Origin of the sequence: Mesorhizobium sp. LNHC229A00 (assembly GCF_000502415.1) — a bacterium.
GTDB lineage: Bacteria > Pseudomonadota > Alphaproteobacteria > Rhizobiales > Rhizobiaceae > Mesorhizobium.
Genome location: NZ_AYWQ01000009.1, coordinates 23,037 through 35,766 on the forward strand (window position 1 = coordinate 23,037; position 12,730 = coordinate 35,766).

Consider the following 12,730-nt stretch of genomic DNA (forward strand, 5'->3'; position numbering starts at 1 on the left):
GCCGCGCCCGCCTTGGAGCAAGAAAAGCCCCCTTCCCGCACCAGAGCAAAAGCGAATCCGGACCCTTGCGATCACCGCGAACTTGGCGCGCCGCACCGGCTAGCACTTGAGGCCAACACCGGGCGCCGCACGATAATACGTCCGCTTTTGCGACGGGGCTCGCGATCATTGCCCGCGCAAGCAGCCTAATCCAGGTCCGCCACCGCTTCGCCCGCGCCGCCCTCGATGCGTTGCGACAACGAGGCTTCCATGAAGTCGTCGAGGTCGCCGTCGAGCACGCTCGACGGGCTGGTGCTTTCGACACCGGTGCGCAGATCCTTGACCAGCTGATAGGGCTGCAGCACGTAGGACCGTATCTGGTGGCCCCAGCCGATGTCGCTCTTCGATGCCTCGGTGGCGTTGGCCACCGCTTCGCGCTTCTTCAGCTCTTCCTCGTAGAGGCGCGAGCGCAGCATTTCCCAGGCCTTGGCCTTGTTCTTGTGCTGCGAGCGTTCGGCCTGACAGGCGACCGCGATGCCGGTGGCGATGTGGGTGATGCGCACGGCCGAATCGGTGGTGTTGACGTGCTGGCCGCCGGAACCCGATGAACGATAGGTATCGATGCGCACGTCGGATTCGGAGACGTCGATCTCTATCCTGTCGTCGACCACAGGATAGACCCAGACGCTGGAGAAGGACGTATGACGGCGCGCATTGCTGTCATAGGGTGAGATGCGCACCAGACGGTGGACGCCGGATTCGGTCTTCATCCAGCCATAGGCATTGTGGCCCTTGATCAGCAAGGTCGCGGACTTGATGCCAGCCTCTTCGCCGTCGTGCACTTCAAGCACCTCGACCTTGAAGCGGCGGCGCTCGGCCCAGCGCGTGTACATGCGCAACAGCATCGAGGCCCAATCCTGGCTCTCGGTGCCGCCGGCGCCGGCATGGATTTCGAGATAGGTATCGTTGGCGTCCGCTTCGCCCGAGAGCAGCGTTTCCACCTGTCGGGCCTTGGCCTCGCCCTGCATCGAACGGATCGCGGCTTCGGCTTCGGCGACGACGCCTTCGTCGCCCTCTTCCTCGCCGAGCTCGATGAGACCGATATTGTCTTCCAGCGCCTGGGTCAGGCCCTTGACCGCCGCGATGCCTTCCTCGAGCCCCTGGCGCTCGCGCATCAGCTTCTGCGCTTCCAGCGGTTCGTTCCAGAGGCTGGCGTCCTCGGCACGCACGTTCAGGTATTCAAGCCGCTTTATGGCCTGATCCCAGTCAAAGATGCCTCCTCAGCAGGGTTATCGCCTGCCTGATCTCGTCGACGATATTCTGCGTTTCCGCGCGCATGGCCTGATGTTTTGTCCTGTTGCTGAATGACGCTTCGGTCGGCGCGATACATAGGGACGGTGCCGCCATGTGTAAAGCGAAATGGGCCAGCCGGAGGCTGGCCCAACTGGACGCGTGGATTCGTCAGTAAAGGCCGCCGCCGCCGTCCTGGATGGCCTGGTTGGCCTGCGGCGACAGCGCGCCGCCCGAGGCGTTGGAGCCATCAGCACCCATGCCGATCACCCAGTAGCTGTCAGCGGGGCCGGTACCCGGCTTGAAAGCCTCGATGATGGTGCCCGCATCGCCCGAGGAGGAGCGCATGCCGGTCTTGCGGTTGATGGCGATCAGGTTCATGCCGTCAGGCACCTTGAAGTCGACATTGGGCGTGCCGTCGAGCGCCACACGCATGAAGTCCTTGAAGATCGGGGCGGCAAGACCGCCGCCGGTGGCGCCGTGGCCGAGGCCGCGCGGCGTGTCATAGCCCATGTAAAGCCCAACCACGAGGTTCGGCGTATAGCCGATGAACCATGCGTCCTTCTCGTCGTTGGTGGTGCCGGTCTTGCCGGCTATGTGGCGGCCAAGTTCCCCGATTGTGGCGCCGGTGCCGCGCTGGACGACGCCTTCCATCATCGAGGTGATCTGGTAGGCGGTCATCGGATCGAGCACCTGCTCGGAATTGTCGACCAGTTCCGGCTCGGGCTGGTTTTTCCATTCAGGAGCGTTGCAGCCTTCGCAGCCACGCTCGTCCTGCTTGAACACGGTCTTGCCGTAGCGGTCCTGGATACGGTCGATCAGCGACGGTTTGATCGACTTGCCGCCATTGGCCATGATCGAATAGGCCGAAACCATGCGCATGACGGTCGTCTCGCCCGAACCCAGCGCCATCGGCAGATATGGCGCCAGATGATCATAGACCCCGAAGCGCTCGGCATATTCGACGACCAGCTTCATGCCCATGTCGTTGGCAAGCCGCACCGTCATCAGGTTGCGCGACTTCTCGATGCCGGAGCGGAGCGTTGCCGGCCCGGCGACGGTGCCGTCATAGTTCTTCGGCGTCCAGGTGGTGTTGCCGCTCTGGATGGTGATCGGTCCGTCCATGATCACCGAGGCCGGTGTATAGCCATTGTCGAGTGCGGCCGAATAGACGATGGGCTTGAATGACGAACCCGGCTGGCGCATCGCCTGGGTGGCGCGGTTGAATTCCGACTGCGAATAGGAGAAGCCGCCGACCATGGCGAGCACACGGCCTGTATGCGGATCCATCGCGATCAGGCCGCCTTCCACCTCGGGAACCTGCCGCAAGCTGTACGTATTGTCGGAGCCGTCGTTCTTCTGGACGAAGATGACGTCGCCTGGCTTCAGCACGTCGGCCGGCGACTTGGCCTTGACTGTTTTGCCGTCGACCACATGGCGCATGGCAAAGCCCATGTCCTCCTTACTGACGGTGCCTTCGACGCGTTCCTTCACGATGTCGCCCGACGCCTGGCGTGCGGGCTGCAAGCCGATCGACAGCCCGGACGCCGAACTGTCGAGCACGACGGCCAGCGACCACTCGGGAACGTCTTCCAGGCCCTTGACGGCGCCCAGCGGCACACCCCAGTCGCCGGACACGTCGACCGTCTTCACCGGCCCGCGATAGCCACGCAAAGTATCGTATTTCATCAATCCATTCTGCATCGCCTTGCGGGCAATGAGCTGGACCTTCGGGTCAAGAGTGGTGCGAATCGACAGCCCGCCCTCATACAGCGCGTTCTCGCCATAGCGGGCGATGATCTGCCGACGAACCTCTTCCGTGAAATACTCGCCGGCGAAAAGGTAGGAGCCGCTGCGGCGCGGAGCAACGCCAAGCGGCTCGGCCTTCGCCTTTGCGCCCTCTTCAGGCGTCACGTAACCGTTCTCGACCATCTGGCCGATCACCCAGTTTCGCCGTTCGATTGCTCGGTCGGCATGCTTGAAGGGATTGTAGTTGGCCGGACCTTTCGGGAGCGATGCCAGATAAGCGGCCTCGGCCACGGTCAGCTCGTTTACCGATTTATCGAAGTAGGTCAGTGCCGCACCGGCAACGCCATAGGCGTTGAAGCCAAAGAAAATCTCGTTGAGATAGAGCTCGAGGATACGATCCTTGGAATAGGCCTGTTCGATGCGGAACGAGAGGATGGCCTCCTTGACCTTGCGTTCCAGGGAACGCTCGTTGGTGAGCAGGAAGTTCTTGGCAACCTGTTGGGTGATCGTCGAGCCGCCCTGCATGGGGCCACCCGAAACGTAAGTGATAACCGCTCTGCCCAACCCCGTTATGTCGACACCGGGGTGGCTGTAGAAGTTCTTGTCCTCAGCCGACAGGAAGGCAGCCTTGACGCGATCCGGGATAGCCTGGATCGGCAAATACAGGCGCCGTTCCCGCGCGTACTCGGCCATCAGCGCGCCGTCCGAGGCATGGATCCGGGTGGTCACCGGAGGCTCGTACTTTGCCAGCACTTCGTAGTCAGGCAGATCCTTCGCTACATGGCCGATGTAGAGGGCAACGCCCGCGGCGGCCAGGAGGGCCAGCGTCGTGCCTATGCCGAAGAAATAGCCAATGAGACGAATCATACCCGCTCCAGTCCTTGGTTCGGGAATTTCCTAAACGAAGCCGCCTTTCACGCAAGCTTTCGAGCCGGTCCCAACCCGTAATCGAAACCCATGTCGCCACCATGTGGACAAAATACGGCAAGGCCTGATTTCGCAGCCGCAAGCCCGAAATAAAAGCGCGGGGTGTTGTCATCGCGCAACGCCGCCTCTGGTTGCAGGCGCCGCCGGGCATAGTCAACCTCCGGTTCCAGCCCCGGTACGCGCGGAAGCGAACAATGCCACGGCATTGGTGATGCTTTGCGCTGCCTTGCCGCGCCATTCGGCGTCAAGCAGTTGCGCCTCGTCCTTGGCATTGGAGAGATAGCCGAGCTCGACCAGCACGGACGGCACGTCGGGGGCCTTCAGCACCTTGAACCCGGCCGAACGCTGGGGATTGTTTATAAGGCCGACACTGGTCGACAGCTGGCCAACCAATGTGTGGGCAAAACTCATCGAGAAGGTGTGCGTCTCGCGCCGGATCAGATCGATCAGGATATCGGTCACTTCCTTGTTGTCGTTCTTGATGACCATGCCGGCGAACTGGTCGGACAGGTTTTCACGGTCGGCTAGCGCCTGCGCTTCCGGATCGGAGGCCTTGTCGGAGACGGTGTAGACCGTGGCGCCGCGGATGCCCTTGACGCTGATCGTATCGGCATGAATCGAAATCAGCAGATCGGCCTCATGCTGGCGGGCAATGCGGACGCGGTCGTCCAGGCGCAGATATTCGTCGGTATCCCGGGTCATGAAGACATCGTATCGGCCGGCGGCCGCGAGTTTGTCGCGCAGCTCCGTGGCAAAGGCCAGTGTGACGTTCTTCTCGATAGTGCCGTTCAAGCCTTCGGCACCGCCGTCTATGCCGCCGTGGCCGGGGTCGATGACGACGGTGAATCGGTGGCCCGGATTGGAGACAGGCCCGGTTCCGACCCGGCCGCCCTTGTCGGTCGAAACCGTGGAACCGGTCGTCAGCGCCTGATTGGCAAGAGCGGCGTCGAACTCACGTTCGGAGGCCGCCGACATGTCGACGGCAAGGCGGTAGCCGGTTCCGTCCTCGTTCTTGAGCACATCGAGCTTGTCGACGGCGAACGGCCCCTTGCCGGTGAGGATCAGTCGCGAGACGCCCTCGCCGAGTTCGCCGAGCCGCACGCCCTTGACCAGGCCACGCGGCTTCAGATCCTTGGCATCGATGGCAAATCGGGTGTTTGCAAGATCGATGACAAGGCGATTGGGTCCGCGCAGCAGGAACCATCTGATGTCAGGCTCGCGATCGAAATCCATGACGATGCGCATCTTGGTGGCATCGCCGGCCATTTTGTAGCCCTTGGCCACGAGCGGAGCGTCGGCGGCATTGGCAACAGGGAAAAAGGCTACAGGGAAAAAGACCTGGGAAATCACCACCAGCAGCAGGAGACAGAAGGCACGGAGAACCTGGCCGCCAACACGACATCCCTTGTCTGTGAAGTCCGCCAGTCCCATCTTTCTTCCAGTCGCTCCCGGTTTGGCGCCAGGCGCCGGTTCGTTTCGTCAACATGCCGGTTAGGCCGCGAGCTCGATTAACGATTGGTATCGAGAGAAGGTTAACCAAGCCTTTTCACGCAAGGACGGGGCCAGGCTTACGCTACGGAACTGCTTTTTGCCGGCATCGGAAATCGGGGTTGCCTTCCAACCCGCCAAATCATAAAAGCGATGGTGGATCACTGCAATCCTGGAACCGCCCTCCTCCGCAGCTTCCTGCTACAGGGTCAGATGAAAGGCGGCTCCTTTCGCTTCACGCGAAAAGGCTTCAGGTGATTGCGACGAATTTCGCAGGTGTGCTCCCGTGGCGGGGGAATCGCCTGCGTGAGGAAAACGGCCGGGTTTATTCCCGCGCCGGCTCTGTATGAGCAAACAAGCTGGTCCGGTTTCCGGGCTTTGGTTCAAAAGGTTCTGCTGGTGACGATGGCTTCAAGCGCAATCATGGAAAGGTCCGCATCAAACCGCGCCAATATGGCTGCGGGCGGCACCGCCATGACACGCAGGCAGCGTCCGGCGGACATTCAGACATCCGGCACCCACACACCAGAAACGCAGCAGCGGGCTTTGCCTTGCAAGCTGCGGCTGGCGGCTGCCGGGAGGAAACGAAATAATGCCCAACAAAATGCTGATAGACGCCTCCCACCCGGAGGAAACACGCGTAGTCGTCGTACGCGGTAACCGTATCGAAGAATTCGACTTTGAATCCCAGGACAAGAAGCAGCTCAAAGGAAATATCTATCTCGCCCGTGTAACGCGCGTCGAACCCTCCCTTCAGGCAGCCTTTGTCGAATATGGCGGCAACCGTCACGGTTTTCTCGCCTTCAGTGAAATACACCCCGATTACTACCAGATTCCGGTCGCCGACCGTCAGGCACTGCTGCGCGCGGAAGCGCAGGAGGCCGAGGACGAAGAGAACGAGGACAGCGAAGGCGACGATCGCCAGAGCCGGGATCGTGGACGGCGCGGTCGCCGGCGCGGCGGCAAGCCCCGCGACCGTGGTGAAAACAGGCGCGATGCCGGCACGGCCGAATCCGGCGAGGCAAGCGAAGTCGCCGGCGAGGCAGACGAGAACAACGACAATGGCCCGGATGACAACGGCCCGGATGTTGTCGCCGAGAACATGGCCGACTTTTCCGGGACCTCGGAACACGCATCCGACGCCTCGGATTACGCCGACGCATCCGAACAGGACGAGGTTTCTTCCGAACAGGATAAAAGCGAGACCAACGACGCCCCCCCCAAGTCGATCGCCGCCTCCGTCGAAGGCGATGTGATTTCCGAGCCCATCCCGCAGGCGGAACAGGGAAGCGAAGCCACCTCCACCGACAATGATCGCGGCATGCTCGAGGAAGTATCCTCTTCCCATCCAGACGATCATGAGATCGAATCGGTCGGCGCCGAGGACGCGCTCGAGGAAGTGCGCAACCGCCGCAAGCCGGTGCGCCGCCAGTACAAGATCCAGGAAGTGATCAAGCGCCGGCAGATCCTGCTGGTGCAGGTCGTCAAGGAAGAGCGCGGCAACAAGGGCGCGGCGCTCACCACATATCTGTCGCTCGCCGGCCGCTATTCCGTTCTGATGCCGAACACTGCGCGCGGCGGCGGCATTTCGCGCAAGATCACCAGTGCGGTCGACCGCAAGCGCCTCAAGGAGGTCGTTGCCGATCTCGAAGTGCCGCAAGGCATGGGGGTCATCCTGCGAACCGCGGGCGAGAGCCGCACCAAGGCCGAGATCAAGCGCGACTACGAATATCTGATGCGGCTGTGGGAGAACGTGCGCAATCTCACGCTCCAGTCCACGGCCCCTGCCCTCGTCTATGAGGAAGGCAGCCTGATCAAGCGCTCGGTGCGCGACCTCTACAACAAGGACATCGACGAGATTCTCGTCTCCGGCGATGAGGGCTATCGCGAGGCCAAGGATTTCATGCGCATGCTGATGCCGAGCCACGCCAAGGTGGTTCAGCCGTTCCGAGACACGACGCCGATTTTCGTGCGCAACGGCATCGAGGCGCAGCTCGACCGCATGCTGCAGCCGCAAGTGACGCTGAAGAGCGGCGGCTACATCATCATCAACCAGACCGAAGCGCTGGTCGCCATCGACGTCAATTCGGGCCGTTCCACCAAGGAGCACTCGATCGAGGACACCGCGCTCCACACCAATCTGGAAGCGGCCGAGGAAGTCGCCCGCCAGCTCAGGCTGCGCGACCTCGCCGGCCTGATCGTCATCGACTTCATCGACATGGAGGAGAACCGCAACAACCGCTCTGTCGAGAAGCGGCTGAAGGATCACCTCAAAAACGATCGTGCTCGCATCCAGGTCGGCCGCATCTCGCATTTCGGCCTGATGGAGATGTCGCGCCAGCGCATCCGCGCCAGCGTGCTGGAATCGACCATGAAGCCGTGCCCGCATTGCGGCGGTACCGGCCATGTCAGGTCCGATTCGTCGGTGGCGCTGATGGTGGTCCGGGCGATCGAGGAGTTCCTGCTCAAGGATTCGAGAAGCCACATCACGGTGCGCACGCCGGCCGCGACCGCGCTCTACGTACTCAACCACAAGCGCGGCACGCTGGTGGAACTGGAAAGCCGCTTCGGCCTGACGATCACCATCGAGGCAGACGATGCGGTCGGTGCCCAGCACTACGCGATCTTCCGCGGCGCGCTGGCCGAAAAGCCGGAAGGTTTCGTCGAGGTGCGCAGCCTGCCGGCCTATGTCGAGCCGGAAGAACCGGAGGACGAGATCGTCGTCGCCGAGGAGGAAGACGAGGCGCCGGCCCAGGCCGAACAGCCGCGCCACGCTCAGCAGCCGCAGCATCAGCAGGCCAAATCCGGCGAGGACGGCGAAGGCCGCGATCGCAAGCGCCGCAAGCGCCGCAGGCGGCGTGGCGGCAAGGACCGCGATCGCGAGCATGGCGCCCCGACGGACGGCGCTTCCCTTTCCACATCCGATGACGGTTTCTCCGCGCGGGAAAACGCGGCGGACCATGGCGATGCCGAGGCAGACGACGAGGCTGCGGTCGCCGCAGCCGAGACCGTCGAAACGGCGGAAGCGTCCGACGATGGCCAGGGCAAGAAGCGTCGGCNGCGGCAAGCGTAACCGTCGCGAAGACGGTGAAGGCGAGACCGAGGCGGAAGCCGGCGAAACCACCGAGCCCGCCGAGGCTGACGCTTCGCTAAGCGAGCCTGTGTCGATCGAGCCGGTGGCTGCCGCCGCCGTCGAACAACCCGCGGCTACCGTGAGCGGCGAGGTGCCAAGCACCGAGAAGCCCAAGAAGCCGCGTCGCGCAGCCAAGCCGAAGAAGGCGGCGGCCGAAGCCGTCGCCGAGGAGCCGACCGCGGAACTGGCCGTGCAGGCACCCGCCGAAACGCCAGCCGCGGCATCGGACGAGGCATCGGCCACCGAGGAGACGCCGAAGGCCCGGCCATCGCGCCGCAAGGCGGCAGCCGCTGATACGCCTGTCGCGCCGGTGGTTTCCTCGACCGTGGCCGATGGGCCTGAAGTCAAGACCGAAGAAAAGCCGAAGCGTGCCGGCTGGTGGCAGCGGAAAGGTTTTTTCTAAACCTTTTCAAACCGTTGAATTGATTCTCTGACAAAAGAATCCCGCGCCGATCGAAATGAACGGCGCGGGATTTTTCTTATCGGCATGTCACGTTTCTAAGGCGCGAAGATCGACCAGTTCATCATCCTGGCGAGCTTTTCCAGCGCGATCGAACCCAGCTTGGAATTGCCGTTGGCGTTGAGGCCAGGCGACCAGACGGCGAGCGAGGCGACACCCGGCACGATGCCCAATATGCCGCCGCCGACGCCGCTCTTGCCGGGGATGCCGACGCGGAAAGCAAAATCGCCAGAGCCGTCATAGTGGCCGCAGGTCAGCATCATGGCGCCGATGCGCCGCGCCCGCTCCGACGACACCACGGAATGCCCGGTTGCCGGGTTCTTGCCGCCATTGGCGAGGTAGCGGCCGGCCATCGCCAATTGCCGGCAGCTCATGGCGATGGCGCAATGGTGGAAGTAGACGCCCAGCGCCAGTTCCGGCGCATGATAGAGATTGCCGAAGGATTTCATATAGTTGGCGAGCGCGAAGTTGCGGTAGCCAGTGGCACGTTCGGAAGCCGCGACCTCGCGGTCGATGATGATCGTCTCGTCGTCGGCGAGGAACTGGATGAAGCGCAGTATCTCGCCGATCGCCTCGCGTGGCTGGTGGCCGGCAAGCAGGATGTCGGAAATGACGATGGCACCGGCGTTGATGAACGGATTGCGCGGAATGCCGTTCTCATGCTCGAGCTGGACAATCGAGTTGAACGGGTTGCCTGAGGGCTCGCGCCCCACCCGCTTCCACAGCGCGTCGCCCACATTGCCGAGCGCCAACGTCAGGGTGAACACCTTCGAGATGCTCTGGATCGAAAACGCCTGCTCGGCATCGCCGGCTACGAGCGTGCGGCCATCATTGGTGACGGCCGCGATGCCGAATTTCTTCGGGTCGATCTTGCCCAGTTGGGGAATATAGGTCGCGACATCGCCGCGATCGGTGCGTTCAGCCATTTCCGCCGCGACTTCCGCCAATGCTTGATCAAGTTTGGGGGCCTGTTCGACTTCCGGCATGACGCTACCTCAACCAGCTTTCGATGCGCGCCATCGCCTCGACCATGTCGTCGTGGCTGCCGGCGTAGGAAAACCGCATCGTGCGATGCCCCGCCCGAGTGTCGAAGTCGCGGCCGGGTGTCGCGGCCACATGCGCCTCGGCCAGCATCCTGCGGGCGAAGACCATGCTGTCGTTGCTGTGCCGGGCGACATCGCAAAAGGCATAGAAGGCGCCATCCATGGGCGCCGCCAGGGGAAAACCCAGCTCCGGCAAACGCTTCATCAAGAGCTCGCGATTCCAGGCATAGCGTGCCTTCACCGCCTCCAATTCCTCGGTTGCGGCAAAAGCCTCGATCGCGGCGATCTGCGACAGCTCCGGTGGCGAGATGTAGAGGCTCTGGGCGACGCGCTCGACCGGCCGCACGAGTTCTTCCGGCAAAACCATCCAGCCGATGCGCCAGCCGGTCATGCAGTAGTATTTCGAGAAGGAGTTGATCACCGTCACGCTGTCGCTGAAGGCGAGTGCCGTGGTGTCGGGGGCTCCATAGGCCAGCCGATGGTAGATCTCATCGGAAATGACGGCGATGCCGAGCGATTCCGCCGTGGTGATCAGCGTCGCCAGCTCGTCGGCTGGGATGACGGCGCCCGTCGGATTGGCCGGACTTGCAAACAGCACGCCCTTCAGCGGCGCCTCGCGATGCGCGGCGTCCAGATGTCCTGCGTGCAGATAAGCCGCGTCGCCGAGTTCGATTTCGACCACGTCGATGCCAAGGGCCGCCATGATGTTGCGATAGGCGGGGTAGCCGGGCGCGGCGATGGCGACCCGGTCGCCCGGGTCGAACATCGCCAGGAAGGCGAGATTGAAGGCCGCCGAGGATCCGGTGGTCACCGCGATCCGGCCGGGGTCGACATCGAGGCCATAATGATCCGCGTAATGCCCGGCGATCGCCTTGCGCAGCGGGGCCAGACCCAAGGTGTCGGTATAGCCTATGCGTCCATTCTCCAGCGCCTTGGCGGCGGCGGCGCGAACCCGTACGGGCGCTGGATCGGATGGCTGGCCGACCGCCATGGAAATCACCGGCACGCCCTGAGCCCTCAGCCGGTTCGCTTCGGCCAGCACATCCATGGCGTGGAACGGCTCGACATTGCCGCGATGGGAGAGCGAAACGACCATTTTTACCCCTGTCCCGAGGATTGAGCGCGCCAGGTCCTGACGCATGCGCCGCACAAATGCCCGATTGATGTGAGGATCACAAGTTGAGGAAGTTTTTCAGGCGCCGACTTTTCATCTTTCGCCCGCTCGTCTACCAGTGGACACATCATGTTGAGCCGACCCAGATCGACGATTGCCCAGGCAGCGCGTGTCTTCGCGACGGTTTCGCTTGCCGCCGCGGTCGCGGTTGCCGGTTCGCAGACCGCCTTCGCCCAAGGCGTGCCAGTGGTCCGCGACGCCGAGATCGAAGCCCTCGTGCGCGATTATGCACGGCCGATCTTCAGGGCCGCCGGGCTGGCGAATGACGGCATCGACATCGTGCTGGTCAACGATTCCAGCTTCAACGCCTTCGTCACCGGGCGCCGGCTGTTCATCAATACCGGCGCGTTGATGACGGCTGAGACGCCGAACGAAATCATCGGCGTCATCGCACACGAAGCCGGGCATATCGCCGGCGGCCACCAGCAGAAACTGCGCGACCAGCTCGAACGCGCCAAGACCATGGCCATCATCGCCACCTTGCTCGGTGCCGGTGCGATCGTTGCCGGTGCGACCACGAACAGCCGCGGCCTTGCCGGCGCCGGCATGGGCGTGGCGGCCGGTGGCGGCGAGATGGCGCAGCGCAGCATCCTCGCCTATCAGCGCACCGAGGAAATCACGGCCGACCGCTCGGCCATCACCTATCTCAATGCCACCGGCCAGTCCGGCATGGGCATGCTGAAGACCTTTCATCGCTTCCAGACCGCGCTGTCGCTGTCGGGGGCGCAGGTCGATCCCTACCGGATCAGCCACCCGATGCCGCAGGACCGCATCGCCAACCTCGAGGTGCTGGTCAAACAGAGCCCCAACGTCGACAAGATCGACGCGCCGGCACTGCAGCAGCGCCACGACATGATGCGGGTGAAGATTGCCGTCTACATGGAAGGCCAGGCCGCCGCGACGCGGCTGATGCAAAAGATGCGGGGCAGCATGGCGGCGCTGTATGGCGATGCCCAGTCGGCCTATCTCTACGGCAACATCGCCGCGGCACTCACCAAGACCAACGCCCTGATCAAGGCGCAGCCCAAGAATGCCTACTTCCAGGAGCTGCGCGGCGATATTCTGATGAAAGCCAACAAGCCCGCGGATGCGGCCGACGCTTATTCCAAAGCGGTCAGCCTCGACCCGGCACGGTCCGGCCTGCTGCCTGTCTCGCTTGGCCAGGCGCTGATGGCGGTCGGCACGCCCGACTCGCTCAAGCAAGCTGTCGTGCGGATCAACGATGGCCTGGGCCGCGACAAGGAAAACTCCACCGGCTATCGTTATCTGGCGCAGGCTTACGGGGAGCTGGGAGACATACCGGGCGCGGAGCTTGCCACCGCCGAAGGTCATTTCTATTCCGGCAACTACAAGGATGCGAAGATCTTCGCCATGCGGGCGCAACAGCAGATGAAGCGCGGCGAGCCGCGCTGGATACGCGCCCAGGACATCATAAACTACAAATCGTCAGGCAAGAGCCAGTAATCTCATGAACCTTCCGGCCGCGT

General features: G+C 63.0%; 6 protein-coding genes and 1 pseudogene. 2 read left to right on the forward strand and 5 right to left on the reverse strand.

Annotation, left to right across the window (positions count from 1 at the left end; translation table 11 throughout):
- Positions 1 to 185: 185 nt before the first annotated feature.
- From prfB to X742_RS151425, 3 genes are all read right to left on the reverse strand, one after another.
- Positions 186 to 1,317 (reverse strand): peptide chain release factor 2 gene (gene prfB, locus X742_RS151435; RefSeq protein ID WP_015318029.1). Its coding sequence is split into 2 segments (ribosomal slippage): positions 186 to 1,250 and positions 1,252 to 1,317, totalling 1,131 coding nucleotides; the frame shifts between segments, so codons are not numbered across the junction.
- 123 nt (positions 1,318 to 1,440) lie between these two features.
- Positions 1,441 to 3,885 carry a penicillin-binding protein 1A gene (locus X742_RS151430; RefSeq protein ID WP_023773079.1) on the reverse strand — a complete coding sequence of 815 codons (2,445 nt, stop codon included), beginning with the start codon at positions 3,883 to 3,885 and terminating at the stop codon, positions 1,441 to 1,443.
- A gap of 213 nt (positions 3,886 to 4,098) precedes the next feature.
- Positions 4,099 to 5,376: an N-acetylmuramoyl-L-alanine amidase gene (locus X742_RS151425; protein WP_023773080.1), complete on the reverse strand. Its 1,278-nt coding sequence runs from the start codon at positions 5,374 to 5,376 to the stop codon at positions 4,099 to 4,101.
- 649 nt (positions 5,377 to 6,025) lie between these two features.
- Here X742_RS151425 and X742_RS01000000170245 point away from each other — a divergent pair.
- A pseudogene (locus X742_RS01000000170245) lies at positions 6,026 to 8,969 on the forward strand (Rne/Rng family ribonuclease).
- A gap of 95 nt (positions 8,970 to 9,064) precedes the next feature.
- On the opposite strand, the gene X742_RS151420 reads toward X742_RS01000000170245, so the two are convergent.
- Together X742_RS151420 and X742_RS151415 are read right to left on the reverse strand one after the other, a co-directional pair.
- Complete coding sequence (locus X742_RS151420; protein ID WP_031241230.1) at positions 9,065 to 10,012, reverse strand: glutaminase; 948 nt, start codon at positions 10,010 to 10,012, stop codon at positions 9,065 to 9,067.
- Positions 10,013 to 10,016: 4 nt separating this feature from the next.
- On the reverse strand, positions 10,017 to 11,165 hold the full coding sequence (locus X742_RS151415) for an aminotransferase class I/II-fold pyridoxal phosphate-dependent enzyme (RefSeq protein ID WP_023773083.1): 1,149 nt from the start codon (positions 11,163 to 11,165) through the stop codon (positions 10,017 to 10,019).
- A gap of 147 nt (positions 11,166 to 11,312) precedes the next feature.
- Between X742_RS151415 and X742_RS151410 the strand changes: the two genes are divergently transcribed.
- Positions 11,313 to 12,707 (forward strand): M48 family metalloprotease, encoded by a 1,395-nt coding sequence (locus X742_RS151410; protein WP_023773084.1) that lies wholly within the window; start codon positions 11,313 to 11,315, stop codon positions 12,705 to 12,707.
- Positions 12,708 to 12,730: the final 23 nt, after the last annotated feature.

What these genes read in the sequence shown, in the direction of transcription:
- X742_RS151430 (WP_023773079.1), bottom strand. Translation starts at nt 3,885, where the DNA reads ATGATTCGTCTCATTGGCTATTTCTTCGGCATAGGCACGACGCTGGCC.
- X742_RS151425 (WP_023773080.1), bottom strand. Translation starts at nt 5,376, where the DNA reads ATGGGACTGGCGGACTTCACAGACAAGGGATGTCGTGTTGGCGGCCAG.
- X742_RS151420 (WP_031241230.1), bottom strand. Translation starts at nt 10,012, where the DNA reads ATGCCGGAAGTCGAACAGGCCCCCAAACTTGATCAAGCATTGGCGGAA.
- X742_RS151415 (WP_023773083.1), bottom strand. Translation starts at nt 11,165, where the DNA reads ATGGTCGTTTCGCTCTCCCATCGCGGCAATGTCGAGCCGTTCCACGCC.
- X742_RS151410 (WP_023773084.1), top strand. Translation starts at nt 11,313, where the DNA reads ATGTTGAGCCGACCCAGATCGACGATTGCCCAGGCAGCGCGTGTCTTC.